The organism is Streptomyces sp. LUP30 (assembly GCF_001746365.1).
GTDB lineage: Bacteria > Actinomycetota > Actinomycetes > Streptomycetales > Streptomycetaceae > Streptomyces.
In genome coordinates this window covers 1-18,517 of sequence record NZ_MJAJ01000089.1, presented here as the reverse complement: position 1 = coordinate 18,517, position 18,517 = coordinate 1, and the positions used below count along the sequence as shown (strand labels likewise).

13 protein-coding genes and 2 pseudogenes are annotated in these 18,517 nt (G+C 71.7%); 6 read left to right on the top strand and 9 right to left on the bottom strand.

The genetic code is table 11. The features are described 5' to 3' along the window. The first annotated feature begins 560 nt into the window (after positions 1-560). Together BG482_RS38870 and ptsP are read left to right on the top strand one after the other, a co-directional pair. On the top strand, positions 561-1,010 hold the full coding sequence (locus tag BG482_RS38870; protein WP_069773936.1) for a PTS glucose transporter subunit IIA: 450 nt from the start codon (positions 561-563) through the stop codon (positions 1,008-1,010). 81 nt (positions 1,011-1,091) lie between these two features. Then, entirely contained in the window at positions 1,092-2,762 is a 1,671-nt protein-coding gene (gene ptsP / locus BG482_RS38865; RefSeq protein ID WP_069773935.1) for a phosphoenolpyruvate--protein phosphotransferase, read from the top strand. Between the two features lie 89 nt (positions 2,763-2,851). Here the strand turns inward: ptsP and BG482_RS38860 are convergent, their stop codons facing one another. Both BG482_RS38860 and BG482_RS38855 read right to left on the bottom strand, forming a co-directional pair. Then, positions 2,852-3,748 (bottom strand): hypothetical protein, encoded by an 897-nt coding sequence (locus BG482_RS38860; protein WP_069773934.1) that lies wholly within the window; start codon positions 3,746-3,748, stop codon positions 2,852-2,854. Between the two features lie 207 nt (positions 3,749-3,955). Continuing rightward, positions 3,956-5,923, bottom strand: a complete 1,968-nt coding sequence (locus tag BG482_RS38855; RefSeq protein WP_069773933.1) for an acetoacetate--CoA ligase — start codon at positions 5,921-5,923, stop codon at positions 3,956-3,958. 215 nt (positions 5,924-6,138) lie between these two features. On the opposite strand from BG482_RS38855, the gene BG482_RS38850 reads away from it, so the two are divergent. Next, the gene (locus tag BG482_RS38850; protein WP_069773932.1) at positions 6,139-8,505 is read left to right on the top strand and encodes a glycoside hydrolase family 31 protein; all 2,367 of its coding nucleotides are present in this window, start codon (positions 6,139-6,141) and stop codon (positions 8,503-8,505) included. A 2-nt stretch (positions 8,506-8,507) separates the two neighbouring features. Here the strand turns inward: BG482_RS38850 and BG482_RS38845 are convergent, their stop codons facing one another. Together BG482_RS38845 and BG482_RS38840 are read right to left on the bottom strand one after the other, a co-directional pair. Beyond that, positions 8,508-9,044 (bottom strand): NUDIX domain-containing protein, encoded by a 537-nt coding sequence (locus tag BG482_RS38845; protein ID WP_069773931.1) that lies wholly within the window; start codon positions 9,042-9,044, stop codon positions 8,508-8,510. Positions 9,045-9,091: 47 nt separating this feature from the next. Further along, a pseudogene (locus BG482_RS38840) lies at positions 9,092-9,238 on the bottom strand (D-alanyl-D-alanine dipeptidase); the annotation flags it as partial. Positions 9,239-9,352: 114 nt separating this feature from the next. On the opposite strand from BG482_RS38840, the gene BG482_RS38835 reads away from it, so the two are divergent. Together BG482_RS38835 and BG482_RS38830 are read left to right on the top strand one after the other, a co-directional pair. Then, positions 9,353-9,778 (top strand): Zn-ribbon domain-containing OB-fold protein, encoded by a 426-nt coding sequence (locus BG482_RS38835; protein ID WP_069773929.1) that lies wholly within the window; start codon positions 9,353-9,355, stop codon positions 9,776-9,778. Further along, positions 9,775-10,965 (top strand): lipid-transfer protein, encoded by a 1,191-nt coding sequence (locus BG482_RS38830; RefSeq protein WP_069773937.1) that lies wholly within the window; start codon positions 9,775-9,777, stop codon positions 10,963-10,965. The genes BG482_RS38835 and BG482_RS38830 overlap by 4 nt, the downstream gene beginning before the upstream one ends. A gap of 61 nt (positions 10,966-11,026) precedes the next feature. Here the strand turns inward: BG482_RS38830 and BG482_RS38825 are convergent, their stop codons facing one another. The 4 genes from BG482_RS38825 to BG482_RS38810 all read right to left on the bottom strand — a co-directional run bounded on the left by BG482_RS38825 (position 11,027) and on the right by BG482_RS38810 (position 15,516). Then, positions 11,027-11,632, bottom strand: a complete 606-nt coding sequence (locus BG482_RS38825) for an ATP/GTP-binding protein (protein WP_069773928.1) — start codon at positions 11,630-11,632, stop codon at positions 11,027-11,029. A 198-nt stretch (positions 11,633-11,830) separates the two neighbouring features. Then, positions 11,831-12,226, bottom strand: coding sequence for a DUF742 domain-containing protein (locus BG482_RS38820; RefSeq protein ID WP_069773927.1), 396 nt, complete (start codon positions 12,224-12,226; stop codon positions 11,831-11,833). Positions 12,227-12,235: 9 nt separating this feature from the next. Next, complete coding sequence (locus BG482_RS38815) at positions 12,236-12,667, bottom strand: roadblock/LC7 domain-containing protein (RefSeq protein ID WP_069773926.1); 432 nt, start codon at positions 12,665-12,667, stop codon at positions 12,236-12,238. Next, on the bottom strand, positions 12,664-15,516 hold the full coding sequence (locus BG482_RS38810; RefSeq protein ID WP_069773925.1) for a nitrate- and nitrite sensing domain-containing protein: 2,853 nt from the start codon (positions 15,514-15,516) through the stop codon (positions 12,664-12,666). The genes BG482_RS38815 and BG482_RS38810 overlap by 4 nt, the downstream gene beginning before the upstream one ends. A gap of 420 nt (positions 15,517-15,936) precedes the next feature. Between BG482_RS38810 and BG482_RS38805 the strand changes: the two genes are divergently transcribed. Continuing rightward, positions 15,937-16,512: a hypothetical protein gene (locus BG482_RS38805; RefSeq protein WP_069773924.1), complete on the top strand. Its 576-nt coding sequence runs from the start codon at positions 15,937-15,939 to the stop codon at positions 16,510-16,512. Positions 16,513-16,612: 100 nt separating this feature from the next. Here BG482_RS38805 and BG482_RS38800 read toward each other — a convergent pair. Further along, positions 16,613-18,517 (bottom strand): annotated as a pseudogene (locus BG482_RS38800) (hypothetical protein); the annotation flags it as partial.

Sequence of the window (18,517 nt, the reverse complement as noted above, 5' to 3'; positions counted from 1 at the left end):
CCCGTAATCGGGATCGCACACACGAGAGCGGAACAGCCAGGCGGAATAAGCCCGGCCGTTCACAGCGTCCTCGCTGTGTTTACTTCAAAGGAACCTCATCCTCGGCTTTCACGGCCGGGGACGGGGTATCAACATATCTGGCGTTGATTTTTGGCACGCTGTTGAGTTCTCAAGGAACGGACGCTTCCTTTGTACTCACCCGAACTTCTCGGGCTTTCCTCCGGGCGCTTCCCTTCGTTCTTGCGTTTCAAACTCTATCAGGGTTTTTCCGGCCCTCCGACCACCTTTCCGCAGACATGCAGAAGATGATCCAGAGATAGGATCTGACAAGTTTGGGTGCCGCTCGACGAGCGCGTTTGATCGCGTCGCTCGCCCTGAGCAGGAGTACGACTGTACACGGGGCCGCAGAGCCGCTGCAAATCGACTAGGGTGTGGTCTAGACCACGGTCGGTTGTTCTCGTGCGGAACCGGTACTTCATGTGACATACCCTGCTGCACAGTGCGCCGTCCTGGACAGGCAGTAACGGCCCATATACATCTCCACCCCTGGGAGGTTTCCCATGACCACCGTGACGTCCCCGCTTGCAGGACGCGCCATCGGACTGGCAGCGGTGCCGGATCCGGTCTTCTCCGGAGCCATGGTCGGTCCGGGCACGGCGATCGACCCGGTGCGCGAACCCTCCGAGGCCATCGCGCCGGTGGACGGAGTCATCGTCTCCCTCCACCCCCACGCTTTCGTCGTCGTCGACTCCGAGGGCCACGGCGTGCTCACCCATCTCGGGATCGACACCGTGCAGCTCAACGGTGAGGGCTTCGAGCTCCTCGTGAACAAGGGGGACACCGTCACGCGCGGGCAGGGCATCGTGCGATGGGACCCGAGCGCGGTGGAAGCGGCCGGCAAGTCCCCTGTGTGCCCGATCGTCGCTCTGGAGGCCACGGCCGACGCACTCGGCGATCTCCGTGACGACGGCGATGTGAAGGCCGGCGACACTCTGTTTTCCTGGCAGTGACGCCGCCGCCGTCCCGGATCGACGGCACACAGGACAACCACCGCGGCGGCAGGACCCGCCGCACAATGGGAGACGGGTGAGATGGTGACAACGCTGCGAGGCGTCGGCGTGAGCCACGGTGTGGCGATAGGCGAGGTTCGGCACATGGGGACGGCGGTGCTCGAGCCGCCCGCCAAGCAGAACCCGGCCCAGGACGCGGAGCGCGAGCAGGGGCGCGCCCGCAAAGCCGTGGAGGCTGTGGCGGCCGACCTGATGGCGCGCGGCAATCTGGCGGGGGGCGAAGCCCAGGCAGTGCTCGAGGCGCAGGCCATGATGGCTCAGGACCCCGAGCTGATGGTCGACGTGGACCGGCGTATCGCCGTCGGCAGCACGGCCGAGCGTGCGGTGTACGACGCCTTCGCCGCCTATCGCGAGTTGCTGGCCGGCGCCGGTGAGTACCTGGCGGGTCGGGTGGCCGACCTCGACGATGTGCGGAACCGCATCGTCGCCCGTCTGCTGGGCGTCCCGATGCCGGGGGTGCCGGACAGCGACGAGCCGTACGTCCTGGTCGCCCGGGACCTGGCCCCCGCTGACACCGCGCTGCTCGACCCGACCCTGGTGCTCGGTTTCGTGACCGAGGAGGGCGGGCCGACGAGTCACAGTGCGATCCTCGCCCGCGCTCTCGGCGTGCCGGCCGTCGTGGCTCTGCCGGGGGCCGGCGAGCTCGCGGAGGGCACGGTGATCGCCGTCGACGGCAGCACCGGCGATGTCTTCGTGAACCCGAGCGACGAGAAGAAGGCGCAGCTCGAAGCGGCGGCCGCCGAGCGCAGGGCTGCGCTGGCCGCCTCGACCGGTCCGGGCGCCACCGCCGACGGCCACAAGGTGCCGCTGCTGGCGAACGTCGGTGGCCCGGCTGACCTGGCGGCTGCCCTGGACGCCGGGGCGGAAGGCGTCGGGCTCTTCCGCACCGAATTCCTCTTCCTCGACGACAGCAAGAACGCGCCGTCCGAGGAGAAGCAGGTCGAGGCCTACCGGCAGGTGCTGGAGGCGTTCCCGGAGGGGCGCGTCGTCGTACGGGTGCTGGATGCGGGGGCGGACAAGCCGCTGGACTTCCTGACCCCGGCCGACGAGCCCAACCCCGCGCTGGGCGTGCGGGGCCTTCGGACGCTCCTGGACCATCCCGACGTGCTGCGGACGCAGCTGACGGCGCTGGCGAAGGCTGCCGAGGGACTGCCCGTCTACCTCGAGGTGATGGCGCCCATGGTGGCGGACCGAACCGACGCCAAGGCCTTCGCGGACGCGTGCCGCGAGGCGGGGCTACGGGCGAAGTTCGGTGCGATGGTCGAGATTCCGTCGGCGGCTCTGCGCGCGCGTTCGATCCTGCAGGAGGTGGAGTTCCTGTCTCTCGGCACGAACGACCTCGCGCAGTACACGTTCGCGGCGGACCGGCAGGTGGGTGCGGTATCGCGTCTGCAGGATCCGTGGCAGCCCGCGCTGCTCGACCTCGTCGCCCTGTCCGCCGAGGCGGCCAAGGCCGAGGGCAAGAGCTGCGGTGTGTGCGGCGAGGCCGCCGCCGATCCCCTGCTCGCGTGTGTGCTGACGGGTCTGGGGGTCACCTCTCTTTCCATGGGGTCGGCGTCGATTCCGTATGTGCGCGGGGCGCTGGCGAAGTACACGCTGGCTCAGTGCGAGCGGGCGGCGGCCGCCGCCCGTGCCTGCGACAGTGCGGATGAAGCGCGCGGCGCGGCGCAGGCCGTGCTGTCCGGGGAGTAGCCGGAGCCGGTCGGCGGCCGGGCTGTGATGCAGGGGCGCTCCGCCTTCGGGTGGGGCGCCCCTGGCGTAGGCGGGTGTTGCTCTGTCGATCAGTGGGCGTGGCCCGAGGGCCGCCCTCGGGGACCGAGATCCGGTGGGAAGCAGTAGTCGACGCCCGACTCGGGTGAGATGAGTTCGCCGGATTCGATGTCGGTGCAGTAGGCGTCGAAGACCTCCCCGGCAGTCAGGGGTTCCAGGCCGTCGCCGCGCAGGCGCCACCCGTAGATCTGGTCGCAGACGCCCGGAGCGCTGGTGCGCATGACCAGTCCGCCCCGGCTCTGGGTGGCGAGCCCGAGGGCGAGGACGGTGGTGAACTCCAGGGCCTCGGCGTCGTCGAGCAGCGGACCGGTGACGTCGGCTTCGTCGTCGGCGTGGAGGACTGCGACGAGCGTTTCGGGTGTGCCGGTGACGCTGCAGACGAGGTGCCGGTCGCCGCGTGGCGCGGTGTCGAGGATGCGGGTGAGGAGGTCCGAGGCGCGGGTGAAGGCGGCGCGGCCGATGTCCTCGCCGCAGGTGGCGCAGGCTCCGAGACGGGCGAGCAAGCTGGCCGCGTATTCCCAGGCGGCCTGTCGGACGGCCTCGTCGACGAGGGCGGGCAGGAGGTCGGTCAGGGGCTGGCCCTCGTAGAGGACGGTGGGGCCGGTGGTCGCGAGTTCGGCCGTGAAGCGGGTGCGGTTGGCCGGGTCGTCGGCGTCGAGGCCCTTGGCGGTGCAGTAGGCGGCGTATTCGTGCGGGTCGAAGAGGGCCAGCGTGGTGTGGCTGCCTTGCCGGGCGCGCGTCCTGAGCAGGCTCTCGACCTGCTGGAGGTAGGTGGCGTGATCGTCGAACGTGAAGGTGCGGTAGCGCCGCATGGCGCGGAAGTCGTGTTCGTCGCTGAGGACGCCGATGGTGCCGGCGATCTCACGGCGCAGGACGTGCCGCATGGTCTGCTGGTCGGTGTCTGCCACGTTTTCCCCCTGGTGTGCACATCGATCAATGCTCACTCACGGTAATCGACAGCACTGACAGTGAGGGGCGGAGGTGCCGACTGCTGACCTTTGCCGTACGGAAACCGCTGGTCACACGGGTGGGTACCGATGGCCGGGCCTCCGCCGTTCTGTTCGGCGAGGGCCCGGACCATCTGCGGCGCTCAGCGGGTGGCCCGGCCGGGGGCCTCAGGATCGCTTGCGGGCGAGGTCCTCGTAGAAGTGCAGCAGGCCGAGGTCGTCGACGGCACCGGGGTTGACGGCCTTCTCCAGTGGGGTGCCCTGGAGGAGGCGCTTGACCGGGACCTCGATGCGCTTTCCGGTGAGGGTGTGCGGGACTCCGGGCACCTCGATGACCTCGTCCGGGACGTGGCGCGGGGAGAGCTCTCGGCGGATGGCCTGTTTGATGCGGTCCAGGAGCGCCTCGTCGAGGACCGCTCCGGGGGCGAGGTGCACGAAAAGCGGCATCCAGTACCCGCCGTCGGGCTGCTCGATGCCGATGACCAGGGATTCCTTGATCTCGGGGAGTCGCTCGACGACCTCGTAGATGTCCGCCGAGCCCATGCGCACGCCTTGGCGGTTGAGCGTGGAGTCCGATCGGCCGTGGATGACGACGGAGCCGCGCGAGGTGACGGTGATCCAGTCACCGTGCCGCCATACGCCGGGGTAGGTGTCGAAGTAGCTGTCGTGGTAGCGGCTGCCGTCGGGGTCGTTCCAGAAGCGGACCGGCATCGAGGGCATGGGGTTGGTGACGACGAGCTCGCCGACCTCGTCGGTCAGGGGGTGGCCGTCGGGGTCCCAGGACTGCAGATCGGTGCCGAGGCCGGGCGACTGGAGTTCGCCGGTGTACACCGGGAGGGTGGGGACGGCTCCGGCGAAGCAGGAGCACACGTCCGTGCCGCCGCTGACCGAGGCGATCCACAGGTCGGCGCGGACCTCGTCGTGCAGCCAGCGGAAGCCGTCGGGCGGCAGGGGGGATCCCGTGGTGGCGACGCACCGGACCTTGGAGAGGTCGAAGTCGCGGGACGGGTGCACCTCCGCCTTGCGGCAGGCCATCACGTACGCCGCCGAGGTGCCGTACAGGGTGGTGCCGGTGCGTTCGGCGACGCGCCACTGGGCGCCGGTGTCGGGGTGGCCGGGGCTGCCGTCGTAAAGGACGATCGTCGTTCCCGTGAGCAGGCCGGAGACGAGGAAGTTCCACATCATCCAGCCGGTCGAGGTGTACCAGAAGAAGCGGTCCCCGGGCCCGAGGTCGCAGTGCAGGCCGAGCTGCTTGAGGTGTTCGACGAGGATGCCGCCCTGCGACTGGACGATGGCCTTGGGCAGGCCGGTCGTGCCGGAGGAGTAGAGCACCCAGAGGGGGTGGTCGAAGGGGACCTGTTCGAAGACGGGTTCCTCGTCCGCGGCCGTCAGGGCCGACCACTGCAGAGCTCCCTCGGGCGGTTCGGCGCCGAGAAGGGGGATGTGGACCACGGCGCGCAGGGTGGGAAGTTCGGCGCGGAGTTCGGCGACGACGGCGCGGCGGTCGTGTGCCTTGCCGCCGTAGCGGTAGCCGTCGACGGCGAACAGGACGACGGGTTCGACCTGCTGGAACCGGTCGAGGACGCTGCGGGCGCCGAAGTCGGGAGCGCAGGAGGTCCACACGCCGCCGACGGCGGCCGTGGCGAGGAGGGCGACGACCGCCTCCGGGATGTTCGGGAGGTATCCGCTGACCCGGTCGCCGGGGCGGACGCCGAGCGCGCGCAGTTCGCCGGCCAGTGAGCCCACCTGGCGGCGCAGCTCGGACCAGGTCACCGGGCTCGGTTCGTGGATCTCGTCGACGTGGAGCAGGGCCGGTTCGCCCGGTCGGGTGGCGGCCGCCCGCAGCGCGTGCTCGGCGTAGTTCAGCGTCCCGCCGGGGAACCACTCGGCACCGGGCATGGTGCGGTCGCCCAGCACGCGCGTGTACGGCGTCGAGAACCGTACGTCGAACCACTGTGTGACGGCTTCCCAGAACGTCTCCAGCTCGTCGACGGACCAGCGGTGCAGCGCCGGATATCCGCCTTCGGCGGGGGCTCCGTGGTGTCTGGCCGCCCAGGTCTGGAATTTGGTGACCTGGGCCTGCGCCGTTCGCTGCGGATCTGGCCGCCAGAGCGGCTCGGGGTTCACGGTGGGCATGAAGCGGCTCCCGGCTTGTGCGCGTCGTGTGCGTCGCCCGCGCACGAGCAGGGGGTGGTGCGCGTGACGCGGCTGACACGGACGATGCCATGTGATCGACTTCTGCACCAGGGTGGGCGCCCCACAGTCCGTGTCGTGAAGATGTGCTCCCACCACAGGTGAACGGCAGTTGAACGACCCGCGCGCGTGACGCGGTCAGTGACAGGGTGAGCAGCATGAGCGGTCGTGACCTGGTGCGTTCGATGAAGGCGGTCGGTTCCGCGGGAGCTGCCCAGGGGTTGCGCACCGTGCGGGCGTCGTGGCGCAGGAGGCGGGCCGACGCGGCGGGGCTGCCGGCTCGGGGGCCCGAGCGCGCGCGGGTGCCCGGCCCGGTGCAGGAGGCGCTGCCGGGTCCCGGTGGGGGGACGCTGCGGTTCGGCCGTTCGGAGCTGCGGATCCGCGTCGCCGTGAACGGGGCCGTGTTCCTGGGTTGGGACGGGGCGGAACCGGAGCCGTCGTACGCGCTGGCCGGCCCGTGTCCCGAGCCGGACCCGCGCGCGGTGCTGGAGCCGGACAAGGAGGGCGGCTGGCGGGTGGTGGCGGAGCGGGTGACGGTCGTGGTCTCGCGGCACGGCGCCGTCGAGGTGTGCACGCCGGGAGGAGTCGTGCTGCGACGCGATCTGCCGCCCCGGTGGTGGGAGCGGCAGGAGGGCGGCGCGGCGCGGTGGATGCAGCGCTCGGAGGTCGCGGCGGACGCGCGGTTCTTCGGCCTCGGCGGCCGGGCGTCGGGGCCGCGGCTGCGCGACGGGGCGTACCGGCTGTGGAACACCGATCCCGGGCAGGCGTTCGGCGCTGGGGACGATCCGCTGCATCTGACGATGCCGGTGCAGTTGGTGGTGGCCGACGCGGGGACGCATCTGGCGTTCCACGACACGTCCTGGGACGGGACGGTCGTGCTGCGGGAGGGCGAGGAGGGGGCGGGCTCCGGGCACGACCGGCCGGGGGCGTGTGAGGTGCGGATGGACGGTGGGCCGTTGCGGCGCTGGGTGATCGTGGGCACTCCCGCGCGCGTGCTCCTCGCCTGGGCCTCGCTCACCGGGGCGCCGGCGGTGCCTCCCGCGTGGGCGCTCGGTCACCATCATGTGCGGCGGGGCTTCGACGGCGAGCAGGAGGTCCGCCGGATCGTCGCGGGCTATCAGGAACACGGTCTGCCCCTGGACGCGGTTCACCTGGACGTCGACCACTACGCCGACCATCAGGTCTTCACCGTCGACCAGGAGCGTTTCCCGAAACTGCCGGTGCTGGCGGAGGAGCTGCGGCGGGACGGGATACGTCTGGTGTCGGTCGTGGACCCGGCGGTCAAGGCCGCGCCGGGCAGCGCCGTGTACGACGGCGGGGTCGCCGGAGACGCGTTCGTGCGGGACGCGTCGGGGCGGCTCGTCGAGGGCGTGGGGCGACCCGGGGAGACGGTGTTCCCGGATTTCACGGACGCGCGTGTGCGGCGGTGGTGGGGTGGTCTGCATGCCGAGCGGATCGAGCAGGGCTTCGCCGGCTTCTGGCACGACAGGGACGAGCCGACATCGTTCGCCGCCTTCGGGGAGTCGACGTTGCCGAGGTCGGCGCGGCACTCCCTGGAGGGGCGCGGAGGCGATCATCGCGAGGCGCACAACGTGTACGGGTTGTGCATGGCCCGGGCGGCGTACGAGGGTCTGCGGAGACTGGACCCGGAGCAGCGTCCGTTCGTCGTCTCCCGGTCCGGCTGGGCGGGTCTGCAGCGCTACGGAGGAGCCTGGTCCGGGGAGGTCGGCACCGGCTGGCCGGGACTGCGGGCGTCGTTGTCCCTGGTGCTGGGCCTCGGGCTGTGCGGGGTGCCGTGCTCGGGGCCGGACGTGGGCGGTTCCGACGGCGGTGCGTCGCCCGAGCTGTATCTGCGCCGACTGCAGTTGGGGGCCTATCTGCCGCTGTTCCGCACGCACGCGAGTGGGCGCGGGGGCGGGCGTGAGCCGTGGGAGTTCGGGACCGAGGTACTGGAGCACGCGCGTGGGGCGCTCGTGGAGCGTCGGCGGCTGATGCCGTATTTCGTGACGTTGGCGCATCTGGCGAGCCGTACCGGCGCTCCGTATGTGCGTCCCGTGTGGTGGGGTTCGCCTCGGGACCGGGCGTTGCGGGACTGCGAGGACGCGTTCCTGCTGGGCGACTGTCTGCTGGTGGCGCCCGTGCTGGAGCCGGGCGCCGACCGGCGTACGGTGCGGCTTCCGCGGGGGCGCTGGTACGACACGGCGACGGGCCGGGCGTACGAGGGGCCGGGGCAGGTGCTCGTGGACGCCCCGTCGTCGCGTATTCCGGTGCTCGCGCGCGCGGGCGCCGTGCTCCCGGTGCGGGGCGAGTACGGCGGGCTGGAACTGGAGGCGTGGGCGCCGGTCCCGGGGCGGACGGGCGGGGGCCTGGTGGTGCGGGACGCGGGCGGGGGCGAGGAGGAGCCGGAGATCGAGCGGTACGTCAGCCGCTGGGAGGGCCTGGGGGTCGTCGTGGAGCGGGAGGGTGAGGACGGCGTGCAGGTGCCGTCCCACCCGGTCCGCGTACGCGGGCTCGGCGAGCGGTGACGTCAGATGTAGCGGCCCTCGAAGAACGCCCGCACCGCGATGGTGTGGAGCGGGAAGGCGAGTTCCTCCGGTCGGTGCAGCAGGTGCCAGCCCTCGGTCTCGTCGGTGGCCGCGGACGTCGGCAGTCGGTCGGCGGGGCGCTCCGGGAGGAGGCCGAACAGCAGCAGGTGACCGTCGGGCGAGCTCATGGCGTCGGCGAGGCGCACGTCGCGGGACGCCGCCTCGATGCCGGTCTCCTCCCTGAGCTCGCGGACGACGGACTGCCGCCAGTCCTCACGGTCGTCGATGAAGCCGCCGGGCAGGGCGATGCCCCCGCGCGCGGGGGCGATGGTTCGGGTGATGACGACCAGGGCGGTGCCCTTCGCGTCGTACACGGGCTGGAGCGCGACGGCCACCGGCAGGGGGTTGCGGTAGACCACGGTGGAGCAGACCCGGCAGGTGCGGGGCCAGCCTGTGACGCCCTCCCCGTAGGGCGCTCCGCAGCTCGAACAGTGGGAGCCGCGCGCGGAGTTCGAAGTGGAGTGCAGAGTTTCGGACACGCGGCGGAGCGTATCCGATCTTGGGGAAGGCTTCGCACGGAGGCGGCTCAGCACCGTCCGGCGAGGGACGCGGCGGAGACGGGGAAGTCGAAGCAGGCGTCCGGGTGGGGTTCGGGTGTGAAGGTGCAGTGCCGCCATTCCTCGGCGAGGTTCACGAAACCGACGTCCTCCAGCGTGCTCTTGAGGACCAGTCGGTGGAGAGTCGTGTCATGTCTGCTCCCTGCCCATTTCCCCACCGCCGTGGCACACTCCTGACGCATCGTCAGATGTGAGTCCGGGAGGGGACCTTGTCGCCTACACGCACACCTGTGGTCGCCGGATGGTTCAGCGGGGAGGGAGACGACTTCAGACTGCTCGGAACGCGTTGCTCGGCGTGCCGGGCGGTCTTCTTCCCCCGCGAGGACACCTACTGCCGTGATCCGGACTGCCAGAGCGGCGACCTGGAAGAGATCCCGCTCTCCCGGCGCGGACGCGTGTGGTCCTACACGGACAGCCGGTACCGCCCTCCGTCACCCTACGTGACGGATCCGGAACTTCCGTGGGAACCGTACGCGTTGATCGCAGTGGAGCTGGAGTCCGAGCGGATCGTGGTGCTGGGACAGGCGGTTCCCGGCATCACCGTCGCCGACCTGGCGGTGGGCATGGAGGTGGAGGTCGTCCCGGGCGTGCTCAACGAGGACGCGGATACGACCTGGACGATCTGGCGATGGCGGCCGACGGGGGTGGCGGGATGACGACAGAGGTGGCGGTGCTGGGTGCGGGCATGCATCCGTGGGGCAAGTGGGGGCGCGGCTTCGTCGAGTACGGCGTGAAGGCGGCGCGCGCGGCCCTCGCGGACGCGCGCGTGGCCTGGCGGGACGTCGATTCGATCGTCGGCGCGGACACGGTGCGCGGAGGCTATCCGGGCTATGTGGCCGGGGCGACGTTCGCGAAAGCGCTCGGGTGGCAGGGGGCCCGGGTGACGAGCGTGTACGCGGCGTGCGCGTCCGGGGCACAGGCGATCGACACGGCCCGGGCCCAGATCCTCGCGGGCCGGGCGGACGTGGTGCTCGTGGTGGGGGCGGACGCCGCTCCCAAGGGCTTCTTCCGGCCGGCGGGAGGAGAGCGGCCGGACGACCCGGACTGGCTGCGGTTCCGCGCGCTCGGGGCGACCAATCCGGCGTACTTCGGGCTGTACGCGCGCAGACGCATGGCGGTGCACGGGGACACCCCGGAGGACTTCGCCCAGGTGAAGGTGAAGAACGCGGCCATGGGGGCGCTGAACCCGTACGCGCGCTACCGCAGGCGGGTCTCGTCGGAGGAGGTCGCCGCCTCCGCCGTCGTCGCCGATCCGCTGCGGCTGCTGGACATCTGCGCGACCTCCGACGGCGGTGCGGCGCTGGTCCTGTCCAGCATGGAGTTCGCCCGTCGGCACGGGGCGGCGGACCCGGTGCGGATCAGGGCCGTGTCCACCGTGACTCCCCGCTACCCCCGCACGGTGCTGGACCTGCCGGACATCGCGACCGACTCCGCCACGGGGGCCGAGCCGGGCGCCGAGCCGTTCCGCGCGTCGATCGCCCGCGCCGCCTACGAGGAGGCGGGTCTCGGTCCCGAGGACCTGTCCCTCGCCGAGGTCTACGACCTGTCCACCGCTCTGGAACTGCAGTGGTACGAGGACCTGGGCCTGTGCGGTGAGGGCGAGGCCGCCAAACTGCTGTGGGAGGGCGCGACCGCGCCGGGCGGCCGCATACCGGTGAACACGAGCGGCGGGCTGGCCTCCTTCGGGGAAGCGGTGCCGGCCCAGGCCATCGCCCAGGTCTGCGAGGTCACCTGGCAGTTGCGGGGGCAGGCGGGCGACCGTCAGATCGCGGACGCGCGCGTGGCCGTCACGGCCAACCAGGGGCTGTTCGGCCATGGCTCGGCGGTGGTCGCGGTGCGGTGAGGGGCCGGGGCCAGGGCCGTGCACGGGGCGGCGGAGGCACGGGCGTAGCCGTTCCGCGTGGCTAGGTGGTGACGGTCTCCCGGCGCTCGGCTTCGTAGTCCATCGCATGCTGGACGACGCCGACGAGAACGTCGCTGACCGACCTCCGGTCGCGCGCGTCGCACAGGATGACCGGTACGTCCTCGTCGAGGTCGAGGGCGCCGCGCACGTCCTCCTCGGGGTAACGCGCCGATCCCTCGAAGCAGTTGACGGCGATGAGGAACGGTATGGAGCGCCGCTCGAAGTAGTCGACGGCGGCGAAGCAGTCCTCCAGGCGACGGGTGTCGGCGAGCACGACGGCGCCGAGCGCGCCCTCGGAGAGCTCGTCCCACATGAACCAGAACCGTTCCTGGCCGGGCGTCCCGAACAGGTACAGCACCAGGTCCTCGCGCAGGGTGATGCGCCCGAAGTCCATGGCGACGGTGGTGGTGTGCTTGCCTTCGACGCCGGTGGTGTCGTCCACCGGGCGACCGGCCTCGGTGAGGTACTCCTCGGTGCGCAGCGGCTTGATCTCGCTGACGGCGCCGACGAGGGTCGTCTTGCCCACGCCGAAGCCGCCGGCCACCAGGATCTTGAGCGTGACGGGCTCGACCGGGGGCTTGCCGCGCTCAGAACGCCCGAAGATCATCGATCTCTTCTCCTGCTCGATGGCTTGATGGGGGGTGTGGGGCGGTGGGTCGGTCGGTTGATCGGTCGACCGGTCCGTCGACTCGGTCGACGGGGGGTCAGGTGGCCGGGACCGGCGGCACGTCGAGCCGGGAGCCGGGACGGCGGCGCATACGCCGGAAGCCGGCCGCCGCCGTCCCGGAACCCGCTTCCGCGCTGTTCACAGCGCCCGGAGGCCGTTGATCACGTCACGCAGAATGCTTTCGTCCGGCAGCTCGGCCGGGGGCACCGGTCGGTTCACATGAACGAACTGCGCGTCCACCAGGTCGCCGACCAGGACCCGCACCACTCCGATGGGGAGGTTGAGTTCGGCGGCGAGTTCGGCGACCGACTGCGGCGCGTCCCGGCACAGCACCGCGATGTGCACGTGCTCGGGGGACAGCGAGGGGTCCGCTTCCGCGTCGTCCGCGTGAGGCTCCGCGACGACGACCGCGATCAGGTCGAGACGATGCTGGACCGCACTGGTGGTACGGCCGCGCGTCATGGCGTACGGACGGACGACCGGCCCGGCCTCGTCGTCGAACCAGTGACTTGTTCCCTGACCGTCTGTGCTCATGCCATCCCACTACCCGCCCGAGGGCAGATCGGTGCGCGGGGCGGTGCCCAGATGTACGCCGACCCGCTTGACGAGCAACGTCATCTCGTACGCCACGAGGCCCACGTCCGAGTCGGCGTCCGAGAGCACGGCGAGGCAACTGCCGTCACCGGCGGCGGTGACGAACAGGAACGCGTCGTCGAGCTCGACGACCGTCTGGCGGACGCTGCCGGCCTCGAAGTGGCGGCCGACGCCCTTGGCAAGGCTGTGGAAGCCGGACGCGACGGCGGCGAGGTGCTCGCCGTCCTCGCGGGTCAGGTCCTTCGACACCCCCGTCGGCAGACCGTCGCCGGAGAGGACGACGGCCTTGCGGATGCTGGCGACCCGGCCGACGAGTTCGTCGAGGAGCCAGTTCAGCTCGCCGTTGATGCTGGTGTGGCCGGTCGTCTTCGGTGCGGTCATCGACCGTCCCCCTTTGTCGTTCGTTGTGGTGCTGTGCCGCTGTGGGCGTCGTCGCCCGCGGCGTTCTCCACGCGGCCGCGCTGCCAGCCGCGCTGGAGCGAGGCCATGCGGCTGCGTACCTCGTCGGCGTCCCGGTCCGCCGGGTCGGAGCGGTCCTCCGCGCGCGGCGCCGGGCCCTGACGCAACTGCGGGGCCAGGTTCGCCTGACGCACGCGCCGCGGCAACGCTCCCGTGCCCGAGCCGGTGTCCCGATCCGCTTCCGCTCGCCGACCGGCGTCGCTGTCCGGGCCGTCGGACAGGCCCGCGGCCTGCCGTGCGCGTCGGGGAAGGGCGGCGGGCGAGGCCGGCTCCTGCCCGCCGCGGACGTCGGGCTCCTGCGCCGGGAGACCTTCGGTGGCGTCGCCGCTGTGGGGAATCCGGGCCGCCGTGCCACGCCGGCGTGACGGCAGAGGCGCCGGCTTGCCGTCGTCGATGCGGCGCGGGCCGGGCCTGGCCTGGAGGTCCGGGTCCGTCTCCGCGCGCGGAAGGCGCTGCTCCGGGACGGGGCGCCCGTGCGAACTGACCAGCTTGGGCGTGCGGCGCCCCGGCAGCAGCGGCACGGGCGCGCCCGGGTCGTCGCCGACGGACCCTTCGGGTTCGCCCGGCCCGGCGGACAGCCTGCGGTGCTGGTCCGCGGTGTCGACGCCCGCCCCGTCGGGATCGGTGAGGGAACGACGGGGACGGAACAGAACACCCTGGTCGTCGTCGTCCTCGGCCAGGGGGACCTGGAATTCGCCGAGGGCGTCCAGACCGACGGGCGCCTCCAGCTCGACCGGTCCGTCGAACAGCGAGGCGGGCACTCCGGGGAGCTGCGCCGAGGCCGGCGACAGCGCCGACCTGCGGGTCTCCGCGAGCTCGGCCTCCTTGGGGGGCCGGGGGCGGTCGAGCCGGAAGCCGATGCCGTTGGTGTCGGGGACGTCGTCGGTCAGCAGTGCGTCGGGGATGAAGACGACGGCGGTCGTCCCGCCGTACGGCGACGGCTGCAGGGAGACGCGCACGTTCTGCCGCTGGGCGAGCCTGCTGACCACGAAGAGCCCGAGGCGGTCGGTGTCGGACAGCTCGAACTCCGGCGTCTCGGCGAGCCGGAGATTGGCCTCCAGGAGGGCTTCGGGCGCCATGCCGAGTCCCCGGTCGTGGATTTCGAGGGTGAAGCCGTTGGCCACCCGGTCGCCGTACACCTGGACGGCGGTGTGCGGCGGGGAGAACACCGTGGCGTTCTCCAGGAGTTCGGCCACCAGGTGGGTGAGGTCGGCGACGGCCGGGCCGGTGGCGGCCAGGCGCGGCAGACGGCGTACCTCGATGCGTTCGTAGTCCTCGACCTCGGCGACGGCGGCGCGCACGATGTCCATGAGCTGCACGGGCTTGCGCCACTGCCGCGAGGGAGCGGCTCCCGAGAGGATCACCAGTCCTTCGGCGTGCCGCCGCATGCGGGTGGTGAGGTGGTCGAGGCGGAAGAGGTCGGCGAGCTCTTCGGTGTCCTCGGTGCGGCGTTCCATGGTGTCGAGCAGCGTGAGCTGCTTGTGCAGCAGCACCTGGCTGCGACGGGCGAGGTTGACGAAGACCTCGGAGACGCCGGAGCGCAGTTCGGCCTGTTTGACGGCCGCCTCGACGGCGGCGCGCTGAAGGGTGTTGAGGGCGTGGCCCACTTCGCCCATCTCGTTCTTGTCGTACTCCAGGCGCGGTACTTCGGTCTCGACGTCGACCTGCTCGCCCGCGGACAGACGGCGCATCACGCTGGGCAGCCGCACGCCGGACGCCTCGTGGGCCTCCACCCTGAGCTGGCGCAGGTCGCGGATGAGGCCCCGGCCGATGCGCACGGACAGCACGAGGGAGACGATCAGGGCGACCAGCCCGAAGACGCCCGCGACGACCGCCTTGACGATGACCTCGGTCGCCACCGGGCGGACCCGGTCCTGATAGCGGTCGTTGGCCTGCTCGTCCAGGGCGCCGAGCTCGTCCAGGACGCTGCCGGCGGCGGTGTCCCAGTTCTTGGCGCTGACCCCGCGGGGCAGGTCGCCGGGCGTGGCGCCGACGACGGCGTGTTCGACCGTGCGCAGCGGGGCGGTGGTGGCGTTCTTCCAGAAGCTCTCGTAGCGTTCGCGCTCCGCGGTGGGCAGCTGGACGAGGCTGATGTCGTAGACCACTTCCCGCTGGGCCTGCAGGTCGGAGACCTCGCGGATCTCCTCGCGGCCGAGCCGGCCCACGACCAGGGCGGAGCCCAGCAGGGCGTCCTCCTGGGAGAGCAGTTCACGGGCGTGGGCGACGCCGACGAGGGCCCGGTACTGCTTGTCCATCTCGACGCTGTCGACCACGTCCAGCTTGACCAGCAGGGAGTAACAGGGGTCGATCAGCTGGGTGTAGAGGTCGAGGGCCTGGGCTCGTGTGACGGTGCGTTCCTCGACGCTGCGGCGCAGGGCGTCGATGCCGGCGAAGGCGTCGAGCACCGCGGTGAGGCCCTCGCTGTCGTCCTGGTCCAGGACGTCACGCACGTCGGGGTCGCGGGCGTTCCCGCGGATCTCGGCCATGGCCGCGTCGGTGGCGGTCCGGGTACGGCGCAGGACGGACAGCGCGTCGGCGGCGCGGGGGTCGGCGAGGTAGACGAGGGTCTGACGGCGTTCCTGCTGAACGACGCGGACCGTGTCCTCGATGGGATAGCCGACCTTCTCGACGAGGGACGACACGGTGAACAGACGGCTCGCCTCACGTCCCGTGAGCACCGTGGCGAAGCCCCAGATCGCCGTCAGCGAAACCAGCGGCACGAGAAGCAGCGCCACGATCTTCCGGCGGATCGACTTCCCGCGAAAGCGCATGGCCTCCCCCTGCTCGGACCCCCACCGGCAGGGGGTACACATGTGCGTCAACAAACGGCGCGAGCCTACTACCGACACGCCGATAACTCGAAGAGCCGTCCGGAAGATGAACTTCCGTACCGAGGGCGAGACATGGTGTGTTGTCCGGCCATTGTGGGAGATTGCCTCCTCGAATCCGATCCCTGCAGGTCGGCTTGATCCGATCGGCCGCGCACCGGAGTTGGCCAGAATTTTTCGCAACGCGGGAATCTTCTGGGCAGGTCACGCGTCCTACTCATTGGGAATGGGGGGCGGAATCGGCCACACGAGCCGTATGCCGCACCTGGGCTGCGTAAATCAGCGCAAGCCGGGCAGCCACTGGGGAGCAGGGTCTTCAACCCGGAGGCGAGCGGTCTGCTGGCGGTGGGGAGTGACACGGTGATGGGCACGGCGGAGCGGCGCGAAGCGCCCGAGGACGGCGCGGCGACAGGCGGTACGGCACTGCGGGAACCCGAGATTCCGGATCGCGGCCCTTCCGCGAACGGGCCCCAGACGGCGGCTGGACGCGTCCGCGCCGCGGAGAGACCCGCCCCGGCGGAGCGCGGCGCCCGGCCGGCGCGTGTGGCCTACCGGCCGTTGTGGGTCGAGGAGCCCGCGCGTCGACGCCGGATGCCCGATCCGGTGCGCACGGCGGCCGTACGGGCGGTGCTGGTCATCGCCGTGACGCTGATTCAGGCCATGGTCGCGTTCCTGTGCACGATGGCCGGGTCCTGGCTGGCCTTCCCCATGGTGATCAGCAGTGTGGTGAGCACGGTGCTGGCCACCTGGGGCGTGTTGGACGTCTGGGTGACCCGACAGGTGTGGAACCAGCGCAACGGCGTGGTGTCGACGCCGAGCAGCTCGGCGCGTTCCCTGCGGCGTGAGCGGCGGCGGGAGCGTCGGCAGGCACGGGTCGCCGCGCGCGGGCAGGAGCGGATACGCAGGCAGAGCGGTGCCGGGCGGCTCTCTCACTCCTGAAGACGGCCCAGGATCGGCGGAGTCGGCGCGGGGACGCGGCTGTGGCCGCGTCCCCGCTTCCGGCTGCGTCCCGTCCGGGCCACGGCGTCGGGCCTGCCGGTCAACCGGCGTGCGGCGCGGGCCGTTTGTACATCCGCGTCGCCGTGATCTCGCTGTGCACCTGCGCAGCGTCGCCTTCCGGGGCCGTGGCCTGCTGCGGCAGACCGGGGCGAAGGTGCTCCTCGACGCTGATGTACTTCAGGCCCGCCCTGAGATCGGCGTCGTTGCGCAGGCGGATCACCAGCGGGAACTCGGCCAGTGCCGTCGTGTCGAACAGGCCGGTGGTGTAGAGCAGTTGCACGCCCAGGGCGTCCGAGACGGCTCGCTGGAGTTCCAGCAGATAGGTCGCGTTGGCGCGTCCGATCGGGTTGTCGAGGAACAGCGTTCCGGCATGGCGGTGCTTGTCCCGGCCCCGGTCATTGCTCCTGAGTGCGGCCATCGTGCAGTACAGGGCGATGGCCGCGGTGAGCAGCTGACCACCCGAGAACACGTCGCCCATCTGCCCGACGGGGACGCGCTCGGCGCGCAGCACGGCGTCCGGCTTGAGGATCTCGACGGCGACGCCCTTGGGCTGAAGCGCCGCGCCGACCCCGCGCAGCAGCAGGGACATGCCGTCGCGCCGCAGGTCGGAGTTCTTCTTGACGGCCGCCCGAGTCGCGTCGTCGATGACCTCGCCGAGCCGTTCGGTGAGGGTGGCCTGGTCGGGCTCCTCGAAGCGGATGCGCAGGAACTCCTGGCCTGACCATTCGCCCAGTCCCTCGGGCAGGCGGGAGAGCCGCTGGGCCGAGCGGAGGGTCGCGAGCGCGGACTCCACCAGCCCCCGCAGCCGGTCCACGATCGAATCCCTGTTGCGCTCCAGCTGCTCCAACTCGTCCGTCAGGACGCGCAGTCGGGGTGCGAAGGCGTCCGCCCACCTCTTGGCGTGCTCCGGCAGCGCGGAGGCGGGCAGCTCACGGATCTGCTGGCGGGCGGGGGTGCGCACCTGCTCGTAGCGGGTGGAGTTGGCGTGCCGCACGAGGATGTCACTGGCCTCGCGGACGGCGGACTCGGCGGCGGACAGGTCGGCGGCGCAGCCGCGCAGGGAGCGGCGTGCCTCGGCGGCCGTGTGACGGGCCTCCTCCGGGGTGCCGGGGTAGGGCTCGGACTCCTCCTGCTCCTCGTCCGGGGTGTGTTCGCGCAGCAGGTCGCGCAGCATGGCGGCGATCTCGTCGAATCCTCCGGCCGCGTCCTCGGCGGCCCGGTGGGCGGCCAGGAGTTCGGCGTGCGCCTCGCGGGAGCGGTCCAGGGCCTCGGTGCGGGAGGCGAGTTCGGAGGTCGCGGTACGCAGCAGCGCCTGTGCGTGTTCGGCGTCGCGCGGCTGGAGTTCCTCGGCGAGTTCGGTGTGCGCGGCGCCGTCCTCGGGCGCGTGCCGCTCCGCCTCTCCGCGCAGGCGCCCGAGCTGCTCGCTCGCGGTGGACACCCGTGTCTCCAGGAGTTGCACCAGTTCCTCCGCGCGTGCGGCGGCGGCCTGCCGGGACGGTCCGTCGGAACCGTCGGGTGACTGCAGCAGTTGCTCGGCGCGCGTGCGGACCTTGTTGCTCAGCCGGTCCAGTTCGGCGCGGGCCGCGCTCTCGTCGCTCTCCGCGCGGGCCTGCTCGGCCCGCAGGTCCGCGCCGACGCCCACCTTCTCGTACAGCTGGGACGCGGCCCGGTAGGCCTCGCGGAGGGCCGGCAGCGAAGCCCTGGAGTCGTCCGCGTCGTCCGCGGGCAGGTCGTCGGGGGCGCCACGACGGCCCGTGCCGCCCGCGAGACCGGCCTCACCCCGGACGGGGTGACGTACCACCTGCGGCGGCTGTCCACGCGCTAGGGCGCGGCGAACCGGACCGAACTGGTCGCCCGCGCCTATGCGCTGGGGGTGCTGGCGGCAGGGGTCTGGCCGCCTTCTCCTGCGGGCGACGAGTAAGCCACGCCCCTGCCGTCTCCGCCC

Coding starts and splice junctions, on each gene's coding strand:
- BG482_RS38830 (WP_069773937.1), top strand. CDS start 9,775: ATGACGACAGAGGTGGCGGTGCTGGGTGCGGGCATGCATCCGTGGGGC.
- BG482_RS38825 (WP_069773928.1), bottom strand. CDS start 11,632: ATGATCTTCGGGCGTTCTGAGCGCGGCAAGCCCCCGGTCGAGCCCGTC.
- ptsP (WP_069773935.1), top strand. CDS start 1,092: ATGGTGACAACGCTGCGAGGCGTCGGCGTGAGCCACGGTGTGGCGATA.
- BG482_RS38850 (WP_069773932.1), top strand. CDS start 6,139: ATGAGCGGTCGTGACCTGGTGCGTTCGATGAAGGCGGTCGGTTCCGCG.
- BG482_RS38815 (WP_069773926.1), bottom strand. CDS start 12,667: ATGACCGCACCGAAGACGACCGGCCACACCAGCATCAACGGCGAGCTG.
- BG482_RS38855 (WP_069773933.1), bottom strand. CDS start 5,923: ATGCCCACCGTGAACCCCGAGCCGCTCTGGCGGCCAGATCCGCAGCGA.
- BG482_RS38805 (WP_069773924.1), top strand. CDS start 15,937: ATGGGCACGGCGGAGCGGCGCGAAGCGCCCGAGGACGGCGCGGCGACA.
- BG482_RS38820 (WP_069773927.1), bottom strand. CDS start 12,226: ATGAGCACAGACGGTCAGGGAACAAGTCACTGGTTCGACGACGAGGCC.
- BG482_RS38870 (WP_069773936.1), top strand. CDS start 561: ATGACCACCGTGACGTCCCCGCTTGCAGGACGCGCCATCGGACTGGCA.
- BG482_RS38810 (WP_069773925.1), bottom strand. CDS start 15,516: ATGCGCTTTCGCGGGAAGTCGATCCGCCGGAAGATCGTGGCGCTGCTT.